The 26,308-nt window shown below is 44.4% G+C and carries 23 protein-coding genes; 7 read left to right on the forward strand and 16 right to left on the reverse strand.

Annotation, left to right across the window (positions count from 1 at the left end; translation table 11 throughout):
- Window positions 1–92: 92 nt before the first annotated feature.
- Window positions 93–1,769: an AMP-binding protein gene (locus FN961_RS05405; protein WP_143563531.1), complete on the reverse strand. Its 1,677-nt coding sequence runs from the start codon at window positions 1,767–1,769 to the stop codon at window positions 93–95.
- Between the two features lie 166 nt (window positions 1,770–1,935).
- Between FN961_RS05405 and FN961_RS05410 the strand changes: the two genes are divergently transcribed.
- Both FN961_RS05410 and FN961_RS05415 read left to right on the forward strand, forming a co-directional pair.
- The gene (locus tag FN961_RS05410) at window positions 1,936–3,450 is read left to right on the forward strand and encodes an amidase (protein ID WP_143563532.1); all 1,515 of its coding nucleotides are present in this window, start codon (window positions 1,936–1,938) and stop codon (window positions 3,448–3,450) included.
- Between the two features lie 78 nt (window positions 3,451–3,528).
- Window positions 3,529–5,805, forward strand: a complete 2,277-nt coding sequence (locus FN961_RS05415) for a TonB-dependent receptor (RefSeq protein ID WP_185972733.1) — start codon at window positions 3,529–3,531, stop codon at window positions 5,803–5,805.
- Window positions 5,806–5,897: 92 nt separating this feature from the next.
- Here FN961_RS05415 and FN961_RS05420 read toward each other — a convergent pair whose 3' ends face one another.
- Entirely contained in the window at window positions 5,898–6,971 is a 1,074-nt protein-coding gene (locus FN961_RS05420; RefSeq protein WP_143563534.1) for a substrate-binding domain-containing protein, read from the reverse strand.
- Between the two features lie 192 nt (window positions 6,972–7,163).
- Between FN961_RS05420 and FN961_RS05425 the strand changes: the two genes are divergently transcribed.
- A complete protein-coding gene (locus FN961_RS05425) occupies window positions 7,164–7,616 on the forward strand; it encodes a MarR family winged helix-turn-helix transcriptional regulator (RefSeq protein ID WP_143563535.1) in 453 nt (150 codons plus the stop codon).
- An 87-nt stretch (window positions 7,617–7,703) separates the two neighbouring features.
- Here the strand turns inward: FN961_RS05425 and FN961_RS05430 are convergent, their stop codons facing one another.
- The 12 genes from FN961_RS05430 to FN961_RS05485 all read right to left on the reverse strand — a co-directional run bounded on the left by FN961_RS05430 (window position 7,704) and on the right by FN961_RS05485 (window position 19,065).
- Window positions 7,704–8,573 carry an AraC family transcriptional regulator gene (locus tag FN961_RS05430; protein ID WP_143563536.1) on the reverse strand — a complete coding sequence of 290 codons (870 nt, stop codon included), beginning with the start codon at window positions 8,571–8,573 and terminating at the stop codon, window positions 7,704–7,706.
- A 785-nt stretch (window positions 8,574–9,358) separates the two neighbouring features.
- The gene (locus tag FN961_RS05435) at window positions 9,359–9,745 is read right to left on the reverse strand and encodes a carboxymuconolactone decarboxylase family protein (protein ID WP_143563537.1); all 387 of its coding nucleotides are present in this window, start codon (window positions 9,743–9,745) and stop codon (window positions 9,359–9,361) included.
- 57 nt (window positions 9,746–9,802) lie between these two features.
- Window positions 9,803–10,159, reverse strand: a complete 357-nt coding sequence (locus tag FN961_RS05440) for a MerR family transcriptional regulator (RefSeq protein WP_143563538.1) — start codon at window positions 10,157–10,159, stop codon at window positions 9,803–9,805.
- 1 nt (window position 10,160) lies between these two features.
- On the reverse strand, window positions 10,161–10,568 hold the full coding sequence (locus FN961_RS05445) for a VOC family protein (RefSeq protein ID WP_143563539.1): 408 nt from the start codon (window positions 10,566–10,568) through the stop codon (window positions 10,161–10,163).
- Window positions 10,569–10,604: 36 nt separating this feature from the next.
- Entirely contained in the window at window positions 10,605–11,093 is a 489-nt protein-coding gene (locus FN961_RS05450; protein WP_143563540.1) for a gamma-glutamylcyclotransferase family protein, read from the reverse strand.
- Window positions 11,094–11,128: 35 nt separating this feature from the next.
- Window positions 11,129–12,526 carry a sensor histidine kinase gene (locus FN961_RS05455; RefSeq protein ID WP_143563541.1) on the reverse strand — a complete coding sequence of 466 codons (1,398 nt, stop codon included), beginning with the start codon at window positions 12,524–12,526 and terminating at the stop codon, window positions 11,129–11,131.
- A gap of 10 nt (window positions 12,527–12,536) precedes the next feature.
- Window positions 12,537–13,985: a sigma-54-dependent transcriptional regulator gene (locus tag FN961_RS05460; RefSeq protein ID WP_143563542.1), complete on the reverse strand. Its 1,449-nt coding sequence runs from the start codon at window positions 13,983–13,985 to the stop codon at window positions 12,537–12,539.
- A 130-nt stretch (window positions 13,986–14,115) separates the two neighbouring features.
- Window positions 14,116–15,327 (reverse strand): ABC transporter permease, encoded by a 1,212-nt coding sequence (locus tag FN961_RS05465; RefSeq protein WP_143563543.1) that lies wholly within the window; start codon window positions 15,325–15,327, stop codon window positions 14,116–14,118.
- A 24-nt stretch (window positions 15,328–15,351) separates the two neighbouring features.
- Window positions 15,352–16,653 (reverse strand): ABC transporter permease, encoded by a 1,302-nt coding sequence (locus FN961_RS05470; protein ID WP_143563544.1) that lies wholly within the window; start codon window positions 16,651–16,653, stop codon window positions 15,352–15,354.
- An 11-nt stretch (window positions 16,654–16,664) separates the two neighbouring features.
- Complete coding sequence (locus FN961_RS05475; RefSeq protein ID WP_143563545.1) at window positions 16,665–17,432, reverse strand: ABC transporter ATP-binding protein; 768 nt, start codon at window positions 17,430–17,432, stop codon at window positions 16,665–16,667.
- Between the two features lie 60 nt (window positions 17,433–17,492).
- Window positions 17,493–17,792: a hypothetical protein gene (locus FN961_RS05480; RefSeq protein ID WP_143563546.1), complete on the reverse strand. Its 300-nt coding sequence runs from the start codon at window positions 17,790–17,792 to the stop codon at window positions 17,493–17,495.
- Window positions 17,793–17,802: 10 nt separating this feature from the next.
- A complete protein-coding gene (locus FN961_RS05485) occupies window positions 17,803–19,065 on the reverse strand; it encodes an efflux RND transporter periplasmic adaptor subunit (protein ID WP_143563547.1) in 1,263 nt (420 codons plus the stop codon).
- A gap of 382 nt (window positions 19,066–19,447) precedes the next feature.
- On the opposite strand from FN961_RS05485, the gene FN961_RS05490 reads away from it, so the two are divergent.
- The 4 genes from FN961_RS05490 to FN961_RS05505 all read left to right on the forward strand — a co-directional run bounded on the left by FN961_RS05490 (window position 19,448) and on the right by FN961_RS05505 (window position 24,726).
- Window positions 19,448–20,485: an efflux RND transporter periplasmic adaptor subunit gene (locus FN961_RS05490; protein WP_143563574.1), complete on the forward strand. Its 1,038-nt coding sequence runs from the start codon at window positions 19,448–19,450 to the stop codon at window positions 20,483–20,485.
- Between the two features lie 10 nt (window positions 20,486–20,495).
- Window positions 20,496–23,753, forward strand: coding sequence for an efflux RND transporter permease subunit (locus FN961_RS05495; protein ID WP_143563548.1), 3,258 nt, complete (start codon window positions 20,496–20,498; stop codon window positions 23,751–23,753).
- Window positions 23,754–23,861: 108 nt separating this feature from the next.
- A complete protein-coding gene (locus tag FN961_RS05500) occupies window positions 23,862–24,209 on the forward strand; it encodes a rhodanese-like domain-containing protein (protein WP_143563549.1) in 348 nt (115 codons plus the stop codon).
- Between the two features lie 10 nt (window positions 24,210–24,219).
- Window positions 24,220–24,726, forward strand: a complete 507-nt coding sequence (locus tag FN961_RS05505; RefSeq protein WP_143563550.1) for a GNAT family N-acetyltransferase — start codon at window positions 24,220–24,222, stop codon at window positions 24,724–24,726.
- A gap of 15 nt (window positions 24,727–24,741) precedes the next feature.
- Here FN961_RS05505 and FN961_RS05510 read toward each other — a convergent pair whose 3' ends face one another.
- Window positions 24,742–25,125: an MAPEG family protein gene (locus tag FN961_RS05510; protein WP_143563551.1), complete on the reverse strand. Its 384-nt coding sequence runs from the start codon at window positions 25,123–25,125 to the stop codon at window positions 24,742–24,744.
- 78 nt (window positions 25,126–25,203) lie between these two features.
- Complete coding sequence (locus FN961_RS05515; protein ID WP_185972734.1) at window positions 25,204–26,037, reverse strand: cobalamin-binding protein; 834 nt, start codon at window positions 26,035–26,037, stop codon at window positions 25,204–25,206.
- Between the last annotated feature and the right edge of the window lie 271 nt (window positions 26,038–26,308).

The raw sequence follows: 26,308 nt of genomic DNA on the forward strand, positions 1-26,308 counted from the left end.
GCTGAATGGCCTACCTCTTTACCTCATGAGGTAGGTCTCTGTCACATAACCCTGCACTGTTCAAACAAAAATAAGTGATTTAACCCAGTAAGCTAATGACGCTTTTCCATCATATTTCTCATCACAAATTTTTGAACTTTTCCGGTCACCGTCATAGGAAATTTAGAGACAAAAGAGATATGCTCAGGGATTTTGAAATGACTAATGCTATTTCTACAATAATCCTGTACTTCCTTTTCAGTCAATGCTCTCCCTTTTTTACATATAATCCATGCACAAACACTTTCTCCATACTTGGTATCTTTGATCCCAAAAACCTGCACATCTAAAATGCTCTGGTGTGTGTATAAAAAGTTTTCAATTTCTCTTGGATAAACATTCTCACCACCACGAATAATCATATCTTTCATCCGCCCAGTAATTTTTAAGTAATTATCGCTATCCATTTCACCCAAATCACCAGAATGTAACCAAGCATCTTCAGTGATCGTTTCTTTTGTTTTCTGCTCATCCTCCCAATAACCTTTCATGACAGCATAGCCACGAATGCATATCTCACCCTGCTCCCCTATAGGAACGATATCACCGCATTGATTAATTACTTTTACTTCTAAACCTGGACCAATTTTTCCTACCGTCGACACGCGTTTTTCAATAGCATCATTGATGTCTGTCATATGACTAACGGGACTCGTTTCTGTTTGACCATAGGCGATAAGCACATGTTTCATGTTCATATCATCGATCACTTTTTTTATCACCTCTATTGGGCATAACGCCCCAGCCATGATACCGGTGCGTAAACTCGACAGGTTATATTGCCTAAACTTAGGTTCATTCAACATGGCGATGAACATAGTCGGAACACCATGAAGCGCTGTACATTGCTCATCATTTATCACTTCTAAACATGCAACGGGGTCAAATGAATCACTGGGAAATACAGCGGTACAGCCATGAGTAATACAAGCTAAGTTTCCCATAACCATACCAAAACAGTGATATAGAGGCACAGGAATACATAACTTGTCCTCCGGACTTAACCGCATTTTTTCCCCTACTTGAAAACCATTATTTAAGATACTTCGGTGGGTTAACGTCGCCCCTTTAGGTTCGCCAGTTGTACCACTTGTAAATTGAATATTAATCGCATCATCAGGCGACAAGATCTCGCTAAGGTTAATCACTTTTTCAATTAAAGCTTCGGTGTAATATTCACTAACCTCATCAAAGCGGAACATACCTGCACGATTGTGATTCCCCATTTGAATGATGCTTTTCAACAGCGGGAAATGTTCAGAAACAATTTCTCCTGGCGCGCAAAACTTGAGCTCTGGCACTATCTTTTCAATCATTTCAAGGTAATCGTTTGACTTAAAATTTGTAGCTGTAATTAGCACCTTACAACCCACCTTTTTAAGTGCATAGGAGAGTTCTGAAATCTGATAAGCAGGATTAATACAAACCAATACCGCGCCTATTTTAGCGGTGGCAAACTGAGCGATACACCACTCCACACAGTTAGGGGCCCAAATAGCGACTCTTTCACCCGGTGCCACATTGAGTTTGATTAATCCTGCGGCGAATTGAGTCACTTCTTGATGGTATTGCTGATAACTCCAAGAAATATTTTGATGCTTAACAACAAGGGCTTTCTCATCTGGAGATTGTAAAGCGATGCGATCAAATGCCTGCCCAATCGTACTATTGAGAAAGCCCACATGACTCTCCCCCTCCCTGTAGCTTTGTTTCGTTAAGCCCTGCTTCATTTGTGTTCCTCTCAGCTATCTAACAAGTTTATAACTTATAAAACTTGCTTGTAAAACGCAACATTTATTCTCAAAGTAGAATATACCGACATGTAATATCTTTCTTGACACAATTAACATCATAGCTATACGTTAGTACTTTGAAATTAGACCAAGGATAAAAACAATGGCAATTAAAAGTCCTACTTTAGATGAGTTAAATTTGATCGCTAAAAGTCTCTTTATGGACTTATCTGACTCAGATTTGGAATTACATTTTTCTTTATTACAGCCCAACCTTGCTGCTTATGAACTCATTGATTCACTTCCTGATTATGTTCCTGATGTGACCTATCCACGCACCAGTGGTTACGAACCCGAACCGGAAGAAAATGAACTTAACGCATGGCATCGTAAAGTCTCAATCAAAGGCTCAAAATCAGGTTTGCTAGAAGGATGTAAAGTTGTTTTAAAAGATAATATTTTCCTTGCTGGGGTGCCGATGATGAACGGAGCATCGACATTGCAGGGATATGTTCCTGAGTTTGACGCAACAATAGTGAGTCGAATCCTCAACGCTGGCGGCGAAATTATTGGCAAAGCCCACTGTGAATATTTCTGTTTGTCTGGAGGAAGTCACACCAACAGTAAGAATCCAGTCAAAAATCCTTACAACCCACTGCACTCTAGTGGGGGATCTTCTTCAGGTTGTGGTGCCTTAGTCGGCGCAGGCGAAGTTGAGATGGCAATAGGGTGCGATCAAGGTGGCTCGATTAGAATCCCCGCCTCTTGGTCTGGTTGCGTTGGCATGAAACCAACTTGGGGTCTAGTGCCTTACAGTGGGATCATGCCCATTGAAAATACTATCGATAATGCAGGACCTATCACCAACAATGTAGAGAACAATGCCAAACTCTTGCAAGCCATAGCAGGTCATGACGGACTCGATCCAAGGCAGTACAGACAAGAAGTAGATAACTATCTTGTTGGTTTAAAATCTAATATTAACGATTTGAAAATAGGTATTCTCACTGATGGGTTTAACCGTCCAGAATCAGAAAGTGATGTAGATAAAGCTGTACTCGATGCCGTCGATGTATTTTCTAAACTTGGTGCAAGTGTTGATCAAGTATCGACTCCTTGGCACAACATAGGGCAATCCATCTGGCTGGCGATAGCATTAGAAGGTTTAACCGATCAAATGATGATCCGTAATGGTATGGGGCTAGGCTGGAAAGGGTTGTACAGCACCAGTTTAATTGACCGTCACTCAAGTTGGCGCATGCGTGCTAATGAGCTGCCAAATAATCTAAAGTCTTGCTTGTTAACTGGTCAATACATGCTTGAGAAATATAACGGTCATTATTATGCAAAAGCCCAGAATCTAAGTCGTCGCTTAACCGACGAATACAACAAACTCCTGTCGCACTTTGACATTTTAGTCATGCCAACGACCCCCATGCAATCCCCTCTTATTCCTACTACTGACGATGATGAGTTTCTGCATGTCCAACGTGCCTTTGAAATGATCGGTAACACCTGCCCCTTTGATACAACTGGTCACCCAGCTTTATCTATACCTTGCGGAATGCGGAACGGTTTACCCGTCGGAATGATGTTAGTAGGCAATCATTTTGATGAAGCGACGTTATATCGTGCTGCGCAAGCTTATGAGCAAAGCATTGATTGGAAATCCGTTTAGCCTCTCCATAGCCTAAATGTTCAATGTTTACTCGCTAGTTATTCTAACAATAAACAAATAAAAGGAATGATGAATATTATGAATCGATTAATAAATCTAACACTAATAATCTCAATGTCTTTCGCTATATTTCCTGTCTTAAGTGATGATTCGGAAATTGAAGTTATTGAAGTCAGAGCTCAAAAAAGAGTTCAGCCATTACAAAAAGTCGGTATCACTATGGCTGCATTTGGTGAAGATCAACTAAAAGAGTTAGGTGTAACCGATGTCGTTAATGTTGCTGCAAACGTATCAAATGTGCAGGTCAATTACGGGCTAGGCAATAACTTTTTCAATATAAGAGGATTAGGTTTAAACGAATTTACCTCCAATCTTGACGCCCCCGTTGCAGTTCATGTGGATGAAGTTTACATGAGTAAGGGCTTTATGACAGGAATGACACTGTTTGATATTGAGCATGTCGAAGTACTTAAAGGCCCCCAAGGGGATCTTTTTGGTCGGAACACGACTGGCGGAGCTGTTAATTTTTTCACCAACAAACCGACCTCCTATTTTGAAGCTGGGGTCAATATTGGCTATGACAACTATGACACGTTCACCACAGAAAACTTTATCTCAGGGCCTTTGTCTGAAAACCTCTCCGGAAGACTCTCCATGTATATCACAGAACAAGGTGAGGGCTATTACTACAATACTACTCGTCAAGATGATGAGGGGGCTGTAAAAGAAAAAGCCGTTCGTGGTCAACTTTTATGGGAAAATGATGAAGGAACATCCGCTTTGCTTTCAATACACTATGGTAAGGACAAATCTGAACTGCATCCCTATGAAGGGGTCGGTAATACGCTACCCGATGGCAGTGGGTTTTGCCCTGAATACCTCAATGGAACAGTACAAGGTGACAATGCTAATTGCTTACGTGGGTTAGATCTTATTTTCAATCCAGGTCAAGATGTCAGCCAATACTATCCTGGAGAAAATGATCCTTATACTACTCAAAATAATCTTAGTTTCGATGTCGATAATGAAAGTTTAGGGGGTTTAGTCAGAGTAGAGCACCAGCTTGATAATGCATTATTTTCTTCTATAACGGCCTATGAACAATTCAGCCAAGATCAACGCGAAGATTCTGATGGTAGTCCTGTGACCTCTGTTGAAGTTTATTGGCACACCGAATTTAAGCAGTTTACTCAAGAATTCAGATTAGCGTCGGATTTTGATCATAACGATTGGAATTACATTGTTGGATTATTCTATGAACATGACGACTTTGATAACGCAGATTATTTAACGGCTTATTTGCCATTTAATGGGCTAAACAATTACTCAAAATACAATCAAAAAGTCGATGCTGTCGCGTTATTTGCACACATAGAGAATGAGTTAACAGAAGAATTAAGGTTAATTAGTGGTGTTCGCTACAGCTGGGAACAAACAAATCTAACAGGCGGAACTTATAAAGGAGATGGACTGAAATCTATCAATGGTAAAGAGCAGCCCGTCACCATCACAGGTATCGCATCTACCGCAGCAAACCTTAGCGATGGCGGCCTACGAACGGATGAAAACGTCACCTTTAAAGCTGGGTTAGAGTGGACTCCTCAAGAGGACATACTGTATTACGGTTCAATCTCAACAGGGTTTAGAAGTGGAGGCTATAGTGTTGCTTTTGCTGCTACACAGGATGAACTGACGAGCTTAGAACCCGAAGAGATAATCTCTTATGAAATCGGATTTAAATCTACCTTAGCCAATAGAAGCCTACAATTTAACGGGTCTATTTTCCGTTACGACTTTCAAAATGGCCACATTGATGTAGATGCGCCTAACTCCCCTGTCCCCATCACGATTAACGCCGCTGAAATTGAAACCATAGGGGCTGAACTCGACCTACAATGGGTGCCTATTGATGGTTTGAAACTCACTTCAGGTGTGGGTTGGGTCGATGCTGAATTAAAAAGTGACCTCACGTTAAAAACAGGAATTGGTGAAGTTCAACTACAAGGAAACCGTCCGGCTTTTAACCCAAAATACACGTACAACGGACAAGCGCGATATGCGTGGGATCTAAACAATGGTTACGATCTGATTTTTGCCAGTGACTGGAGTTGGAGAGCTGAGCAATACCTAGAAGTTAATAATCAACCAAGTAATTTAATTGATGACTATTGGATCGTGAATGCGAGAATTGCTCTCGAGTCATCTGAAAATGATTGGCGTATCTCTTTATGGGGGAAGAATATAACAGATACTCAGTATGTGACTTACCTCAACGACCTCCCTGCATTTGGTTGGTTACTTAGAGGCTACGGTGCTCCGTCAACTTACGGCGCAACATTTGAGATGAAGTTTTAAAACGAATTAAAACACCGTTAACTTCAAATTAGCGGTGTTCTTTTTCAGTAAGTTTAATGGGATAGACTGATTAACAATAGAAAGAGAGAATGCTAATAACCGACACGATGAAGAGGAACAAACCCATTATCTTTTGCTTGAACAATAAACACATCCGCTTGGACATTTTTATTTAACAAGGTTATTTCGCCTCTTGGGCTGTGAAAATTAACCGCCGACATAGATGTTTTCTCAATATCATTCGTCAGTAAAGATTGGCTTCTCTCCGCTAAGTCAGCAAGTAACATAATACCTTCATAACTTGAAACGCTTATCTGATTGAGTCCAGGTGCCAACTCGCCAAAATTATTATAATAAAGCTTATTAAAACTCTTAGCCTCATTGGTATCTAAACCCTCGAAATACCCCATTGATGAAAATAAATTTCGACTGTTTTCATTACCAATCGCATACAACATGTTTTCTTCAATCGCGCTACAGTATCGAATGATTTGGGTATCTAAACCCCGTTGAGCAAACTGTCGATTAAAATCAATTGAGCCTTCACCAAGCAAATTAATAAAAACAACATCAGGCTTTTCCTGTTCAATACGATCAAGCGTGCTTGAAAAGTCTTTACAATGGAGAGGTAAAAGCTCGTTAGCAACAACTTGACGGTGCCTTGAATGGAGAAAATCAATCGCGGAGGAGTGAGTTTTAGCAGGCCAAACATAGTCACTTCCAACAAAAAACCAACGTTGAGATTTTACATTAATACAGAGCCATTCGAGTGTAGGTAACACACTTTGCTCTGTGGTAAGTCCGGTAAGGAACATCCCCGTGCATTGATCGCCGCCTTCATACATTGGGGTGTATATGTAGGGCACTCGCCCTCGAATGGCATGAGCAACCTCTTTACGTATATCACTCGTGTGGGTTCCAACCAATGCTGATATTTCGCCTGAGTGGACCTTGGCTGAGACTTCTTTGGCGACGGCACTCGGCGCTACACTGGCATCAATAAATTCAAGTTCAACTTTGTAATCAAGTATACCTCGATAACTATTGAGTTCTGCTGCGGCCAGTATAGAACAAGCCTCACAAGAGTTGCCCCAAAGGCCGATTGGCCCACTAAATGGCAACAGCACACCAATCTTGACGGTTTGATCACTCACTTTTTCATTCAAAGTATACCGCCATAGCTAAAAGAGAATATCAATTGCACAGTCATTGATGCAGATCATTCACACAACAACTGTTCATTTTATATACTCTATGGGATTATTTACTATTGTTCAATAAATTATAATCCTTTATAATTTATTCCAGATGTAGAATATCTTATTATGAAGTGAACCTCCCACTGTAAGGGTCAATAGATGAGTCCTACTGCAAGTAATTTAAAGTCAGAGCTAGCGAAGCTTTTAGTTCAAAATGAACGTCTTCTAGATAAAAAATTAGAGTCGGCTTTACAACAAAGAAAAAAAACGCTTGGTAACGTGCAGTGGCGGATACTCACCAATCTTATTGAAGCTAATGAAGGTCTGAGCATGAAAGATTTATCGCAGCTCACCCACACTAACGATTCAACACTCACTAAAGTTGTAGATAAATTGGTTAACGACAGCTTGGTATATCGTCGACCACACCCAAAAGACAGAAGAAAGATACTTATCATCAGCAGTAGCAAAGGCAAGGCACTGCACGCCAAGTTGGAAAGTGATGTGAACCAATGCTATGAGCAAATGTTCGAGCCATTATCAGCAGTTCAAATGAAGTCCTTACAAAGTATTTTGCAAACACTCAACAGTAAAAACTCACTGACTCTGTAGCATTGGCTCATGTTCGCATCATTGAAGAGAGCTAAAGTGGCTGTTATCCAGTACCGAAGACTCTCACCTCTTCAACCATCCCTAGCCTTAGTTCAATGGCAGATAGATATCCGTGATAAGTTCATGCTCAGCCACTTCTGGAAAGAAGTTTTGATAGTGAAAGAAGCAAGGTGAATCCCTGAGTGATTCGCCGCTTTGTGGCAACCACTGACCGTAAAGATAGTGTACTTTGGCATCGAGGTCATCGTGAGAGCCGTGATGACGGATCACCGCGCAACGTCCCTGCTCGATAGTGCGGTTTATCACTCCATGGGGATTTTGGGGCACCTCATGCAGTACTGAACCACAAATATCAAACCTGAAATCGTCACCTGATACCGATTTAGGATCTTCATAGATCAACCCGAAAGTTTGACTCTTAGTCACCGGCGATAACCCAGTTTGTTTACGCCAAGCAATAAACTTAGCCGCAGACTCATTAACTAATTCAGGCGCCCCTCTGTGCTCATAAACCGCGATTTTAGTCTCTGCAAAATTGACTAGCTCAACCTGCTGTTCTTTACCCATGGTTTTGACTCCAAATTGATATTTCTCATTCCATTCCAACCATTTTGGCTGGCGACGAAATTCAGTAGGAGATTGATCAAACGCTTTTTTAAATGCCCGTGCGAACGACTCTGGGTAACCAAATTTAGCGTCTAAAGCGATATCAACAATCTTAATTTCAGGGTCAAAATAGAGCCGATAAGAAGCTCTTTTTAGCCGTAAAAGCTGGATGTATTTTGCGATACCGATACCAAGGTAATCAGAAAACTGACGATGAAAGTGAAACTTAGAAAACCCCGCATACTGGCTCAAATGCTCGACTGTGAGTTCTTTATCCAAATTTGCATAGATATAATCACAAACGCAGTCCATCACCCTGATGTAGTTATCTAGTTGAGCATTGGTTTTCATATACTTCCTTGTCCGCTTTCATTTAGTCATCTAAATGGGATACACCTGTTTAACATATCCTCTACTGAATGTTTATACCAGTTCCACTAATAACGTGATTTTTCAGCGGGAGTTCAAAGCCCTGCAGGCAAGGCGAAGGCTTGAAGCTAATAGTTGTTCTATATCGAAAGCCTCTAACGTAGCATAAAGGGCTTTGCCATTTGCTTTGAACATCAGCCGCACTACGTGAGCCTCTCAGGTATTCCACTTCTGCTTTGCATTAACTTAAAAGGGAATAACCATTTCTTCATCAATGTGCCTTGAATTAAAAAACCTGAGTGACTCTGAATTGATCACTTATTTAATGGAATTGGTATTAGTATCTAGGGGATGGATGAGGCTGTCCTAACCAAAGTTGCTGACTTGTCGAATAACAAGTTTGAGTATTCTTACCTAACGTTTATCTCATGTGATCGATTGTTCGTAGCCATGACTTCATTTCTATCTATAGCTGCGGTTCGCCGAATATGTAAATGCTTCTGTGACATGGCACAAGTATGTCCCGATAGTCTCTACTAAAACATCTGACCCACATGGTCTTAAGCGTTCCAGACGCTTTAAAGACATTTCCCATATCCCTATGGGTCAGTGTGGGAAATGCCTAGAAATGAAGGGAACATTTCCGACCCTGTTTTGGAAGGTCACAGCCGCATTCACACTTGGATGTTTACCTCTTCGATGTTGCTCATTTAAGGTGATGAGTAACTAGCTCTATTCACTTGCTGCACCACAAGTATTAAAAAGCTTTAAGGCTGATTCGCTTTGTTCTCTTGCAGTACTTCTTTAAATGCGAACATCCCGTTTAGTGCTGCGGGGAAGCCGGCGTAGACCGACATTTGTAGTAGTACCTCTTTAATCTCATCTTCAGTGCAGCCTACGTTCAAAGCAGCATTCAGATGTACTTTTAGTTGAGGTTTACAGTGACCCAATGCAGTGAGGGCTGCGATGGTGGCAATTTCTCTGGACTTGAGGTCTAGTGCGGGTCGGGAGTAGATATCGCCGAAGGGGTATTCAATGGTGAACTTAGCCAAATCGGGGCAAATATCTTGCAGGCTTTGTATGACGTTATGCCCAGCTTCACCGTCGATTTTAGACAACTGTTCTAGGCCTGTGACAAATCTTGAGTTTTCCATGTGTGTACTCCTATTAATCATTAGAAGTACACCTTACAAGTTAGAGTTAACTCTAAGTCAACTCACTTTTTTCTGTTTATATAAAAAAATCTTCTCCTCTAGGGCTTTGAGGTGGTTTAGCTGCAATTCAATGTGAGCTTTTAGATTTTCTTTATGCTGTTCCAGTAAGTCCTGACGCTCTTCCACCGTGCACGAACCTAATGCGCGTAACTTGGCATAGTCCAAAATGTTGCTCAAAGGCATTCCGGTGTCTTTCAGACGAATAACAAAATTAATCCAATCCACATCTTTGTTGGTGTAATCTCGATGACCACTGGTATTACGTTGGACCTTGTTGAGTAGGCCCATTTTTTCATAATAACGCAGTGTATACGGTGACAAGCCTACCAACTCCGAAAATGCCTTCATGTTCATATTATGAACTCGTTAACTGCAGTAAATCCCATTTGGTGCCATACAAGTCTTTGAAAACGACAACCATGCCATACTCTTCAGTACGAGGTTCTTCTGTGAACTCAACGCCTTTACTTTTCATGTTCTCGTAATCGCGCCAAAAGTCGTTTGTATGAAGGAAAAGAAAAACTCGCCCACCAGTTTGGTTACCTACAGATTTCTTCTGCTCTTCATTACTCGCTTGCGCCAACAACAAGTTAGTCCCTGTAGAATTAGGAGGAGAGAGCAATACCCAACGTTTTCCGCCGCCTAAATCTAAATCCTCAATAAGCTCAAACTGTAATTTACTAGTGTAAAACTCAATAGCATCATCATAATTATCAACAACTAAAGCGACACTTCCAATTTTTTGTTCGACAGGTTTACTCATCTTAATCTCTCTATAACTATGTCTATCAATATAGTCTTAATACATTGCCCGCTCGCGTTTATCCCGAAGAGTATCACCATCTTCGATGCACTCGGTAGTCTCAATCAGCTTAAGATATGGCTCAGGGAGTTGGCTCTCATGCGCGCCGATGACAACGTGATTGAGGTACCATGAAAAAGGCTTTAGCGCCGGAGCGGTCTTGATGGCGTAATACGTAATCGCTGCAAACTGTTCACCGTTTTCACTGGTTACTGTCACCCATTTTTCATCATAGCCAAGACCTAAACTCTCGGCGATATCTAAAGCGGGCTTCTCCTGTTCATCGATGTCAAAAAGGACACCGTATACTTGAGATAAGGAGTCATTGGTTTGATAAGCATCGCACTTACCTGAACCATCATTGGCCAGCTTGTGAAAACGCAGCTCATGACCAATTAAGATGAAGGTGCCAACTCGCTCAGCACTTGGCGTACGCTCTCGTAATCTGGCAATCGACATATTTGAGCCATAGGCGAAATATTTCATTGCTTGATACTCCCAATGTTTATTTTAAAAGTACCTTAAGGCAAAAAGACTCTCACACACAAGCCACCACTATCACGATTGTGTAGGGTTATTCTGCCATCATGGGCTTCAATAATCTCTCTACACAGGGGCAAACCAAGACCGGTTCCGGATTGTTTTGTGGAGTAAAAAGGTAATAGTGCTTGTTTAAGCACATCAGCCGGCATACCTGAACCGCCATCTTTCACTTCGATAACAGTGCCTTGATAAACCTTACCTTCGTTATCCAATCCGCTGACGTTAGCGGTGTTATGGCCACTAAATAGATTCGATGGTTCAATGGTTAGCGTCACCTTATTGGCTGGAGTGCCTGACTCATGAGCATTTTTAAGCAAATTCAATAGCACTTGCTCCATCTGGATCAGATCAAACTCCCCCCCCTCATCAGGCAGCTCGCCAAGGAGGCTAAACTGATAATGCTGACCTAATTGGTCCACCAGTTTACGCCAGTTCACTTTGTCTTTTTTAGGTTGGGGCAGTTTAGCAAAACGAGCGTAGTTAGAGATAAACAGGCTCAAATGACGGCTTCTATCCTCAATCGTATCGAAGATCATCTTAAGCTTAGGGTCGTTAAGATTTTTGGTCAGCATCCGCCCCGAATTCACCATCGACGAGATAGGCGCCACCGAATTATTCAGCTCATGGCTAATAATACGTATCACCTTTTTCCACACCGCCACCTCTTGACGATTCAGCTCATGGGTCATCTGCTTAAGCAGTAATAAGTGATGATACTGACCGTTTAACATAAACTGGCCACGAGACAAGTGCCAAGTGTCATCCTCATCTTGGCCTTCCACAGGTAAGGTAAATAGCCCGTCTTTAGGTTTGCTCAACGCAGAAGACAATTCGGCACTCACCCGCTCTATCAAGTCCGGCAGTGCAAAACCCTCAATATGGTGACCTTGATTAAACAAATGCCTAGCAGCATCGTTGGCGTAAATGATTCTTTGTTCATCATCAAGCAGTAACATCACATTAGGTGAGCTTTGTATCACCTTATCAAGCAGCAATTCGCGTTGATAGATGTACTGACGTTCCCGCCTTAACGTTTCCGCAGAGTCATTGAATAGCGTCGTCAGCGCTTGCAACTGGCGATCGCCACTGACCGGAATCGTCACACTAAAATCGTTATCTTTGAAATTAAGTAAGCCCACTTCAAGGGCACTGAGACTCGTTGCCAATGTCCGAGTAAAAAAGTGACTCATTACCCCAGCGCAGAGACCTGAAAACATAAAGATCAGCACAAAAACAAACGTTGATGTGGCAATAAAGGTCTGCGGCTGAATTAACTGCATCACCATCCATAGCGACAAACCCGAGCCAACTTGCGAAGCTAAGACCGCACCAAAAATCAGCTTAGTGCGTAAAGAGAAATAGGACATAAATGCCATCAAGACAGCCTCACTTATCGATACCAAACTTGTCCATACGTCGATACAGAGCCTGACGGCTTAAGCCTAACGACTTGGCCACTCTAGCAATGACGCCGCCATGTTCAGCTATTGCCGCTTCAATGTCCGCTTTATCTAACGCTTCATTGCTCGACGCGACTTGCTGGCTATCGACACGGCTGGTATCAATATGCTCTGACTGATTAACACTGGGCTGGGCGAAAGCCGTTTGCGCATCCACGCTGCGTTCACAGCCACCAGCAACTTGCAACGAATCAACCAAAAGTGTTGGGCTTAATCCGAAATCCACGGGGGTTAGCACACTGGTTTTAGCTAAAATAACTGCACGTTTACAGGCATTTTCTAACTCTCTAACATTCCCCGGCCAACCATGAGCAATTAGCGCTTGCTGGGCTTGTTTATTCAATGAGAACTCTTCTCCGATAAAGTGTTTCACCAGAGGAAATATATCGTCTTGCCTTTGGTTAAGCGGTGCCAATTCAAGTTCAATAACATTAAGGCGATAGAAAAGATCCTCCCTAAAGCGCCCCTCGCGAATATCTTCAGCAAGGTCAGCATTCGTCGCACTTAATACTCTCACATTCACCTTACGAGTCTGGTGACTGCCCAGTCGTTCAAACTCACCGGTCTGTAACACGCGTAATAATTTTATTTGACCAGACAGGGGCAAGTTACCTATCTCATCCAGAAACAGAGAGCCACCATCGGCCGCTTCGAATCGACCAATACGGGTTTTGTTTGCCCCAGTAAACGCCCCAGCTTCGGCGCCAAACAGCTCAGCTTCGAGCAAATCCATAGGCAATGCGCCCACGTTCACCTTAATAAACGGTTTATTCTTAAGCGAAGAGTTAGCATGGATAATGTCCGCCAGTTTATCTTTACCCGCACCGTTCGGGCCCGTTATCAACACCGACACATCGGAGCGCGCAATTTGCAACGCTAAGTCCACGCATCGCTGCATAGCACCGCTACCAAAAACGATGCCACACAAATCCGCGCCTTTGATGGCCGACATTCGATCATTGTCCACTCTGACCAATTGGGTGTTGGCTTTCGATAATGTGTAGATGGAGATGAGATTGTTAATGCTGGTGAGTAACTTGGCATCATCCCAAGGTTTGCCCATATAGTCGGCCGCGCCCTCTTTAACCAGTTCAACGGCTATCTCAAGTTGAGTCCACGCGGTCAGTAATACAATCGGCAGCAGAGGTTGCACCTCTCTAAGGGCATAAAAAAGGGTCTTGCCCTCCTCCCCCGATGTCGTGTCTTGGGTAAAGTTCATGTCCTGAACCACCAAAGAGATCTCATGTAACGAGATAAGCTCCAGTGCCACTTCTGGTGATAAGCAGGTGATCGTGTTAAAGCCGTGCAGCTCTAACATCAATGACAATGCATTACACACGGCTTGGTTATCATCAACAATGAGGATTGTATCCATACTTAGTATCGTTCTTATGCTGTTAAAGGTTTGCAGACATGGGGTTAAAACTAACTGAAAAGACAAGAGAATTAAAGGTTAATCCTCTTGTCTTTACCCAAGGTTCTCGATCTAGTTCAGCGAGTTAAGATCAAACACTTCTTGTTGCGATAGCTGGAGAGATCTTTGCCGCTTTACGCGCAGGTAAAATAACCGCCACAGTCGTCAACAGTAATAGTCCCATAATTGTCATTATCGGATAGATAGGTTCAAGTTTAGGTAGGCTATAAACACTCATCAGCTGTTGACCTAATTGCACCGCAACCAGGCCGCCAATGACACCGCCCACAAGGCAAATGATATAGTTCTCAACTAAGAAGAAGCTGATAATGTCACGTTTTTTAGCGCCCAATGCACGACGGGTACCAATCTGTTTAGTGCGACGTTCAATGTTGAACATCACCATCCCAGCCAAACCTAATGACGTGATCAACAAGAGTAATACCACCATCATAGACAACACCGTAGCCATCAATTCGTGATTACGATACACCCGCTTTCTATGTTCGCTTATCAAGGTAAAACCTTCAATAACGCGATTACGGTTATCTTTATGCAACGCCGCTGGAATCGCCTCTTTTAGTTGAGCTAAGGTGCCAACCTCGGCGCGTACCAATACCTTAGTAAATACATTAACAAGGTTTATGTTTAAGATGACACTGTTATCCAAATATGAACTGTTAACCCATGCGCCTTGCAGCTTATCAACCACACCGATGATCTGGATGGGCTTATCACCAAAATCTCCCGCATACATTATCTGTCCAATTGCAGGTTCATCACCCCAGCTCGCTTTAGCAAACGCTTTTGATACGATGCCATGGGTCGCCAAATCTGGGCTGCCGGTCAACACCTCTTCTTCATAGAAGTTACGACCCTCTATCAAGTCCACGCCCAAGGTATTGAGCATATGCTCATCGCCATAATAGACGGCAGCACTCTCGGTATCTTTGGCTGTTTCCTCAGTGTTGCCGACCGTGTAACCCGATGACCAGCCACCACCACTCAATGGCACCATACTCGTTGCTGATGCGTCCATCACACCCGGCAGGTCGCGAATAGTTCGAATATCGCGCTGCAGTTGAGACTCAAGCTCAATACTGCTATCGAAACTATAAAGGCGAAAATTAAATACCTCCTCTTCGGCTGTGCCTGAGTCTCTGTCCATCAAAGCGATGCGTTCGCTGATAATAAAGCTGGCATTTGCCACTATTGCGACCGAGAGAATGATCTGAATAAGCAGCAATATCGGGCCACTCTTATTACGCATTAACGTACTCAAAATAGGTTTAATCTGTAACATAATGAACTCCTTTCTCTTCTCTACTTATTGGCTTTTCAGGTGAGCGCTAGGGTTGGTAGAACATATCCGCCACGCTGGATACACCCCAGCAATTAATGCCGCAAAAATAGCGATACTCGGTGCCACTATCCACATAGTCAAATCCAGCTGGGTTAACGCAGCTTCCAAATCAAAGTGAGCAGACAACATCGACAGCGAGCCCCAAGCCCATAGCAGACCGAGTAAACCACCACCGAAACCAATCAAGCCTACTTCAACCATATGTTGAGAGAAAATCTGAGCACGGCTGGCACCAATGGCGCGGCGTACACCCACTTCAGGTGCGCGCTTAAGAAACTTAGCCAGTAGCAGACCTAACATATTAACCAGACAAACCAACAAAAAGAGCACACTGAGACCCACCAAAATTTTGTTATCTTCAGGCACCACTTCATTAATCTTCAGCCACTGCTCAACATTTGATACTTTGGCTGCCGCCTCTGGACTTTCAAAGCGACCAATAAGCTGTTGCTGCTCAACATAACGCGTTAACCATTCGGCGTATTCATCACGCTGTTTATCATCTTGCACTTCAACCCAATACTGAATCCAATGCATCTCTGAACTCAAACGTTGGCTGTAGTTATTAATCGGCTCTCGTTTCCAGCTTTGATTGTTGCCCCAGCTCTGATACTCCTCTATCGGCGCTAGCGAAAAGGGCACGAAGAGTTTCGCTGAATCTTTAAAAGCTCCAGTAGTCACATCGTAATAAAGTGGACTTGGGCTCCACGCTTTAGTGACGCCCACAATCTGATAAGGCTTACGATCCAGATATAAGGTTTTACCTATGCTGTTCTCACCGGAAAATAACTGTTTATTAAGATCTTCATTGATCACCACTTGATACATGGCCTCGGTATCAACGCCTTTATCCCAAGCTTTACCGTAGAGAAATGGCACCGAAAACATCTCGAAAAAATCACTATCCGTCACTCGAACAGACTCTAACAAAGGCGAAAAGTCTGGATCCTCGGTCTGCAAGGCTAACCCTGTGACAAACATCGCAGTTTGACGCACAGGTACATCACTTTTGCGCAGGTTATAGGCATCTTGATAGGTCACTTGACCATTAAACTCTTTCCACGCATCTTTACCTTGGCTCCAAAGCTGTACTCCATGGAGCTTATCGGAGCGATCACCCGCTGGGTTTTCTGACATGAGTTGATAAACGTTCAAGGTGGTGATGGTAATTCCAATCCCAATTGAGATAGCTAACACCATCAAAAGCGACAAAAGAGGCGTTTTTTTAATGCTGCGCCAAGCCAGATCTAGATAATAAAAAAACATAAATACTCTCCTTAGCTTGTCGCTTCTTCGGCTTCAACCGATGACGGCTCAACAGCTCGCTTATCACCGGCAACTAAGTGTGGTTTGTCTGCCACAGCGCCATGTTGATACATGGTAAAGTCACAGACTTGGCCATCCACGATTTGAATATTACGCTGAGCACGACGGGCCAATTCGGCATCATGGGTCACCATGATAATGGTCGTCCCCGCTCTATTGATCTCCTCTAGCAGTTCCATCACCTGACGTGCCATCATGCTGTCGAGGTTACCCGTGGGCTCATCGGCGAGCAGGAATCTTGGCTCACCAGCAAGCGCGCGGGCAATTGCCACTCTTTGTTGCTGGCCACCAGAAAGCTGTGATGGCAGATGCTTCATTCGTGCAGCCAGTCCCACTTGCTCAAGTGCATGTTGTACACGTCGCTTACGCTCCGCCGAATTAAAACCACGGTAGCGCAATGGCACTTCAACGTTCTCGGCCAAGTTAAGATCAGGAATTAAGTTAAACCCTTGGAAGATAAAGCCTATCTTCTCATTTCGAATTGTCGCGCTCTTGTTATCACTCAAATTAGAGATATTGACGCCATCGAGAAAGTAATCACCATGAGTAAACCCTTCTAGCAGTCCTGCGATATTAAGAAAGGTGGTTTTACCTGAGCCAGAGGGCCCTGTTACCGCGACAAACTCACCCTCTTTAACTTCTAGATTAAAATCTCGCAGCGCATGGGTCTCAACTAAATCTGTTTTAAATACCTTGCTGATATTCTTCATCGATAACATTTTATTATTCCCTTTTTTATCGTTTATTCTTGTAACCTCTTAACTGCTAGAGGTTAATCATTAATAGTTAGCAATGAACTCAATCAGTGCTATCACCAAGGTCCAAATCATGTCGCTTACGTGATGTAAGCCGCTAACAACACCCGTGCTAACAGTAGACATTTCACTAACAGGCACGTGGAGCGGAGCCGTGACCTCCAACACATTCAAACCAAATACAAACCAATCACTGGCATTCTGAGTCGACACTTGCACTGCGATAAGCAGTAATAAAAGTGCAGTAATCGTGATGATTTTTTGTGTGCTAAAGACTTTCTGTCCGCTCATTTCATCGTGTTGACTGTGAGTTAATCTGTTCATCTTGTTCTCCTTAGCGAACGAGCACTTGCGGCGCTTTGTTGAAATCTTGAATGCTGGATATCACCCAAACATCACCAATTTTTCCGCCCTGAAGCACTTCGATATGACTCATGCTGCGGGCACCTAACTGAATATTCTTTTGCTCGGCAATATCACCGTTCATGGCATACACCTCTTGACCACCACCGGTTGACACAAATGCACCGCGCTGTACCATCAACACATTAGGTCTGTTTTCCAGTAATACTCGAGCGGCTAAGCGCTGATTCTGACGTAACTTCAAACGATCATCTTGCTCAAATCGGACACGAGCCGTTACTTCACGATTTCTCACTTCCGGTGAAATCGATGACAGCTGGCCTATCAAGGTCAAATCACCGAAACGCAGCTCAACATCCATGCCCAGCCCCAACTCATCGGCATAAGACTCAGGCACTGCTAGTTCAGCTTCAAAGGCGCTTAAATCAACCACGGTTAATATCGGTTGGCTTTGCCCAATACGGGCTTTCTGCTCGGTTAACCAGTTGCCGATAATCCCGCCCACTGGAGCTTTAACGCTTAACGCGGCGACTTGACGTTCAAGCTCACTGACCACCAGCTTCTGACGATTAACCTCTGAGACCTTGTTCTTTACCTCAAACGTTAAGGTATCGCGCATTAAGTCTGCTTCTTGTAATGCGTGGGCGGACAATAACTTAGCCTTATACAGGTCATCCTTACCCTTCTCGAAATCAATTTTTGAAATCAACTTATTTTGAATAAGCTCATCACCACGGCGGCTCTCTCTGTCAGCAGCGGCAAGGTCGACTTTGGCCATATCCAGCGTCTGTTGCGCCTTCAGTTGTGCGCGGCGAGCATCAAGACGTGCTCGCTCCAGTGAACTCTGCATTCCCTCTAACAAGGCTTCTTGTTGCTTAAGGCTGTTGGTTAGTTTGTGACTTTCGATGGTAGCCACCACATCACCAAACTCCACTCTGTCACCCGGCTTGGCCAGTAACGTCACAGTGCCTTGGTCGGTGCTATAAAGGATCGGCGCATTGGCCGCGACAATTTTACCAGAGGTGGCGATATCACGAGTGAGTGTGCCTTGCTCTAAGGTGGCAAATCTCAACTCGCTACGTTTAATAGACTCACTGACTTGGCTACCACCGACACTTGACCAAACCAGACCCGAGATGAGTACTACCACAGCACCAGCGACCAAGGGCCACTTAAGCTTTTTTCCCATATTTGGTTGTACCACTGTGTCCTGTCCGCTCGTATCTTGAATCATCGTCTTGTTCCTGTCCGTGTGGTGAGTGCCAACCTAATAAGTGTCCAGCACCTGCAATTACAACTAAGTATTACAAGTTACATGCCAAAAACAATAAAACCTTTATTATCAGCACCTTAGTTAAATTCAAATAATGATAAAGAGGAGGAAGTGTCCGCGGACACACTGGAAAAGTGTCCGATTATTTGCAGAGACACAGAAAAGTGTCCGATATTGACTTATGTGTCCGCATTACATTCTCAAAGTACATACTCGCTGTGGAGCATAAAACACTAAAAAAATGACGATTATGCATAGTTAATCGTTTTTTCCTAATGGACTATTTACAAGCTAGCACCAAGTCCATTAGAATTTTCTTATGGATTATTTATTGGGTTTTACCATGACTAGCTCGACGCGCTTTTATCTCCGCTTAATGTTCATCACCTTAGTGCTACTAACAAGCTTCTCTTTACGTGCTGCTGATTCACATACTAAAACCATAAAAGTGTTACTCAGTGATCACACCAGATGGATTGAGCTTGATGCCAAACTTGAAGCCGTTAAAGCTGCCACCGTATCAGCTCAAACTTCAGGACGGGTGTTGTCCCTTCACTATGATGTCAACGATATCGTGCCTCACGGTGCCCCTCTGCTAGAAATCACCAGTAAAGAGCAAGGCGCAGCGCTCGCTGCCGCAGAGGCGGAATTGGCCAAAGCCATAGCCCAAGACACCCAAGCCCAACTCACCAGACAACGTTATGCCGCGTTATTTCCACAAGGGGCGATATCACAAGGGAATATGGATGAAGCCATCGCCCAAGCAAAGTCAGCCGAGCAAGCTGTTTCGGCGGCGAATGCTAATATTGTTCGCGCCAACGAATCACTCACCTACACCTCTGTTTCAGCGCCATTTTCAGGCATTGTTACCCACAGATATGTTGAAGAAGGCGAAACGGTCAGCCCAGGCCAAGCGCTGCTATCTGGTTTTTCCTTAAGCCAGATGCGCGCCGTCACTCAAGTGCCTCAGCGCTACATTGATGCCTTGAAACAGCAGCCTGAATTTGCAATAACCCTCAACGATGGACGCAACTTTCAATCAGACAAACTAACCATCTTCACCTTTGCCGATCCCCAAAGTCACAGCTACAAAGTGCGGATATTACTGCCTAAAGGTGAAGCCAATCTAATGCCTGGCATGTGGGCAAAAGCCAAATTCAAAGCAGGAGTCACCCGCAGTATCACACTGCCTAAGTCAGCCTTAATTGAGCGTGGGGAGCTAAGCGCAGTTTATCGACAACTTGGTGAGCGTTTCGTGTTGAATCAAGTGCGGGTTGGTAAAACTGACAGTCACAATGTTGAGATCTTGTCCGGTCTTGATGAAGGCGACACCGTGGCACTTGATGCTTACCAAGTGCTTCTCAGTCAGCAGTCGAAATAAGGGGGACGATATGAGCAATTCACTCACCCCTAAACCTACTGATGCAGCCAATAACCAGGCTAGAAAACAGCTTGGGATCTCAGGCAAGATAGCCGCTGCATTTCAGCTCAGTGCGATCACTCCCCTCTTGGCCATTCTCGGGCTGTTACTCGGCCTGTTTGCAGTGCTCGTCACTCCAAAAGAGGAGGAGCCGCAGATTGATGTCACTTTTGCTGATGTCTATATTCCCTTTCCTGGTGCAAGCCCTGCGGAAGTTGAAAGCTTAGTCACCCTGCCAGCAGAACAGATCATCTCAGAGATTAAGGGCATAGACACCTTGTACTCTTTCTCTCAACCAGACGGCGCGCTGATCATCGCCATTTTCGAAGTGGGGATCCCGCGCAGTGAAGCCATCGTAAAACTCTACAACCAGATCTATTCCAGTGCAGATAGATTCCCCAAAGGCTCTGGCATCGGCGAACCGCTTATTAAGCCTAGAGGCATAGATGATGTGCCGATTGTCAGCCTCACCTTATGGTCTAAAGATCCCAATGTCTCTGCAGAGGCATTAACCCATGTCGCAAATGGGTTAGAAACCGAACTTAAACGCATCCCTGGTACACGTGAAATCTCCACCGTCGGCGATCATGAGCTGGTACTGAATGTCCGTATCGACCCCGTAAAGATGAACTATTACGGCTTAAGTTTTGATGCCATTAGTCAATCCCTGTCGGCTAATAATCAGATATCCATGCCAAGTTCCTTGATTCAAGGCAATCAAGAGATAAAGGTTCAGGCGGGTCAATTTCTACAAAATATAGATGATGTTAAGCAGCTGGTTGTCTCTGTCTATCGTGGCAGTGATGGCCAAAGTGCGCCCGTTTATCTCAATGATATCGCCGAGCTGTCACTCAAAGCCGACATCCCCGTAAAGAGTGCTTGGCATGGTGACAAACAGGGAATGTATCCTGCGGTGACCTTGGCCATCGGCAAGCAAGCAGGCGAGAATGCGGTCGCGGTATCGAAGCAGATCTTAAGCCGTGTCGACAGGGTTAAAAACATCCTTATCCCCGACAATATCGAGGTCAGCATATCAAGGGATTATGGTAAAACCGCTGGCGATAAAGCCAATACTCTGATCGTTAAACTCATATTTGCGACCGCAGCCGTAGTGATCTTAGTGCTGTTAACGATGGGAGCAAGAGAAGCCGCAGTGGTTGGTGCCGCCATCATAATCACCTTGGCTATCACCCTGTTTGCCTCATGGGCATGGGGTTTCACCTTGAACCGAATATCGCTCTTCGCGCTTATCTTCTCGATCGGCATTTTGGTCGATGACGCCATCGTGGTGGTGGAGAACATTCACCGACATATGGCCATGGGGAAAAAGAGCCTGAGTGAGCTGATCCCAGCCGCCGTCGATGAAGTCGGCAGTCCCACCATCTTGGCAACGTTTACCGTTATCGCTGCCCTACTGCCGATGGCTTTTGTGTCTGGATTGATGGGGCCGTACATGGCACCAATTCCTATCAATGCCAGCATGGGCATGTTGATATCATTAGCGATTGCCTTCACCGTTACGCCTTGGCTCAGCCGTAAACTGCTGAAAAATAAGCATCACAACTTGGAACAGGATCAGGCTGACAACACGCATAATGTCGAAGAAAGCGGCTTTATGCTCAAGCTCTTTACTCGTCTCATCGGCCCATTTGTACAGGGCAAGCAAGCCAGAAAAGCCAGATTCGGACTCGCAGCCGCTATCTTTGTGTTAATCGGCATCGCTGTTGCTCTGCCTATCGGTCAGCAGGTTATTCTCAAAATGCTGCCTCTAGATAACAAATCCGAGTTTCAGGTGATGGTCGACATGCCGGAAGGTACGCCAGTTGAGCAGACACAGCGAGTACTGCAGGATCTTGGCCGTTATCTGTCGACGGTTGATGAAGTTGAAAACTACCAACTCTATGCCGGCACCAATGCGCCGATGAACTTCAACGGCTTGGTCAGACACTACTTTCTTCGAGAGAGCCAAGAGCTTGGCGATATTCAAGTCAATCTACTGGATAAAAGCGAGCGTGAACGCGACAGTCATAGCATCGCTCAATCGGTACGCGGGCCACTGCAAGAGATAGGTCAGCGTTATAACGCCAATATTAAGATTGTTGAAGTGCCGCCTGGCCCGCCGGTTTGGTCTCCCATTGTCGCTGAGGTTTATGGCCCCAACGAAGCGATCCGTGAGCTTGCAGCCAATGAGCTGCAAGCCCTGTTCAAGCAGACTCATGGTGTCGTCGATGTCGATATTTTCCTTCCCGCCGCACAGCAGAAATGGCAGGTGATCATAGACAGAAGCCGAGCCAGCTTGTTAGGCGTACCCTATCAGAATATTGTCGACCTTATTGCCACCTCCGTAGGCGGTAAAGATCTGAGTTACCTGCATGATAAACAGCAAAAAAAGCCCATTCCAATCCGCTTGCAACTCAAGGAATCAGCCAAGTTTAACCTAGATCAGGTACTCAACTTAAAACTCACGGCTAAGGATGGCAGTCGCGTGCCAATCTCAGAGTTGGTGACCATCAATAAAGGGGTGATTGATGCCCCTATCATCCACAAAAATATGATCCCGATGATCATGGTGGTTGCCGACATGGCAGGGAAAATCGACAGTCCGTTGTATGGCATGTTTGATATGGCTGCCAATATAGATAAAGCGGAAGGGCTTGGGTTCGAGCAACATTACATCAATCAACCATCAGGGCTGGATTCGGTCGCCGTACTCTGGGATGGGGAATGGAAGATCACCTACGAGACGTTTCGGGACATGGGAATTGCCTACGCCGTCGGAATGATAGCCATCTACCTGCTAGTCGTTGGACAATTTAGATCCTACATTGTGCCTCTGATTATTATGGCCCCCATCCCATTGACGATTATCGGTGTGATGCCGGGTCATGCGCTACTTGGGGCAAACTTCACCGCACCTTCGATGATAGGCATGATCGCCCTTGCAGGGATCATCGTTCGAAACTCCATATTATTGGTGGATTTCATCAATAAAGAGACCTCTGCAGGGGTGCCTTTCGAGCAAGCGGTCATTCACTCCGGCGCCGTTCGGGCAAAACCCATTATGCTGACAGCCCTTGCTGCCATGATTGGCGCGCTGTTTATTATCGACGATCCCATTTTTAACGGTCTAGCCATCAGTTTAATCTTCGGCATCTTAATCTCGACATTGCTCACCTTAGTGGTGATCCCTGTCCTTTACTATGCAGTGATGAAAAACAAATTCAGCTAAACTCATAGAAATTGAGCAAAGATAAAAACTGAAACTCTATGCACCATGACTAAAATGCTTTAACTTGATATTAATTCAAACAGTTAACCTAAAAGGAAGATAACTAACATGCTAAAGACAATAGCCGATCTCCTTGTCGAGACCAAGCTCACCATCCAGTGCATCAATGCAGAAGAAGCGGCGGTTAAGTGCAAAGAGATGCAGGGTGCATTGATCGATGTACGCGAACCTGTAGAAGCCGCACAACAGGCCGTTAATGGCGCGATACTTGTTCCCCGTGGGATATTAGAGATGAAAATGCTGACACTATATCCCGATGCAGATAAAGCCATCTTCGTTCACTGTGCTTCAGGGGTTAGGGCTTGTTTAGCGGCTGAGCAACTGGTCAGAATGGGTTATAACAATGTATGGGCCATCACCTGTAAATTAGACGCGATTTGCGCAGCAAATAGTTAGATTTCAAAACATGCAACGATTTGAACACTGTAATGCCAAAACATGTGCTGAAGAGTTGCTTGCCTTAGGGCAAGACAACACGAAGATGTGGTATCTTTTTAAGTGGTTAACTGAACATGATGAGTTACCACATGGCACACAAGCAGAGATGATTAAACTCTATGTAGATAACGAGTTAGTCGGATACAGTTTGTTTGAAAACTACACAGCACGTGCTGACAAAATAACGGATTATCAAGGGACGATTTATCAAGATTTAGGTGTGGTTCATTTTGTCACAATCAATGAACATCGTAATAAGGGGTATGCGACTCTACTCGCTGATGTAATGTATCTTGATATTATTAAGCCCCTATTAACGCGGTATACTGATATCCATGCCTATGTCACTGCAACGGGACGCGCAGCACCTTTGATGGAACGCACCGATATAAGCCCCATTAATTTGATTAAACAATTCTATTCTAATGTCACGTTTGAAGATAAAGTCGTCAACTACTTAAGGGAACAGGTATAGGGTTGTTACCCTGTGCTAAAAAGCCTGACAGAAAATAACGAAGGAGGAGATAATCGCCACAAACCAGCTCAGTGAACGTAATGTTCCTTTATCGATAAGGTATAAAACCTGATAAGCAATACGTGCAATAACATAGACTATCGCAAAGGTCACCGCAGTACTATTCACACTGTCGCTCGCAATAACCGTCACCACGGCAAGTCCAAAAATAAGAAGCGACTCAAACGCATTTTGATGCCCAGCAACAGCGCGCGCGCCGAAGCCCGTTAACTTAGCCTGTTGATCTCTTGGGTGCGCATTATCGTATCCCCCAGCTTTAGCCATCGCCACTGCAACAGGGCCTTTGGCAAGATAGGGCAGTAACATGGCGATAAACAGACAAATAAGTAACGTGGTCATAGATCAGAGTTCCTTTTTATTATTGGTTAAAAACAGTGGCGAGCTAAGGCTCATAAAACAGAGCTGCTAAGCTAACGCTTATCTCGCTTTATCCAACGCTTCGCAGAGCGCGTTAACTCCCAATAGTGCCCTAGGTGCAGCTCTATGTAAAAGATCCGCGTTTAACGGGTAGATATGTTTATGCTTTACTGCCGGTATCTCCTGCCACTGACTCCAATCAACCCCTAAAATATTGCCCTTATCCTGACTCTGTAATATCACCTCTGGCATCTTCAATAGCACCGCTTCCAAACTCACTTGAGGGTAATCACTCGCAGCATCAAAATAGACATTATCTCCATGACAAACCTCTATGATCTGTTGGATCCAACTATTCTTCGAGACGGTCATCAAGGGGGTAGACCAAAGCTGATAGAACACCTTCACTTCCGATTTTTCCAAATTTTGCTTACGCAGCTCAGCCAAATCAGCAAGGTACTCATCGGCAACCTTGTTCGCCTTATCTTCATAACCCGTGAGTTCACCCAATGCCCTTAACTCCGACGCAACCGCTTCTAAACTCTTGGGATCGCTGTTAAACACCTTAAAGCCTAACTCTGTTATCCGCTCAATATCTTCCGCTTTATTACCACTGCCCCACACCAACACAAGATCGGGATTGAGCTCAATCACACGTTCAATTTGAACCCCGTGATAACCACCAATTCGAGGAATATCCAGCGCCGCAGCAGGAAAGTCAGCATGATCTGTAGTCGCCAAAATGCTCGACCCCGCCCCTATCGCATACAGCATCTCCACCGAATGAGGCGACAAGGCAATAATACGTTTCGCAGGCGCAGCAACCGCCACAGAAACAGATAGAGAACAGACCATGGCCAGCAGCAGCCCTTTTACACTATGTTGCATCAACATCCCTTTCATATTTTTTAAGTTTAGGTTTTAGGACTCTAGAGCGTTCGCAAGCTCACTGCTAGGACGCTTCGCGGCTAGAGCGGACTTCGTCCTGCTATACAATCAAAAGCCAAAAGCAGCAGGTTCTGGGTTCTGCAGACTATACGTCACCACAAAGACCCCGAAGAAATGCAATTTCAAAGTGATCGCCTTCGTGGCTAAGCCGTCGATTTTTTGCTGTCCCTGAGCATATGCACTTTTCACCCAAAAGCCGCTGAGGGCTCATGTAATG

This window comes from Shewanella hanedai (assembly GCF_007197645.1).
In the GTDB taxonomy this organism is placed as follows: Bacteria; Pseudomonadota; Gammaproteobacteria; order Enterobacterales; family Shewanellaceae; genus Shewanella; species Shewanella hanedai.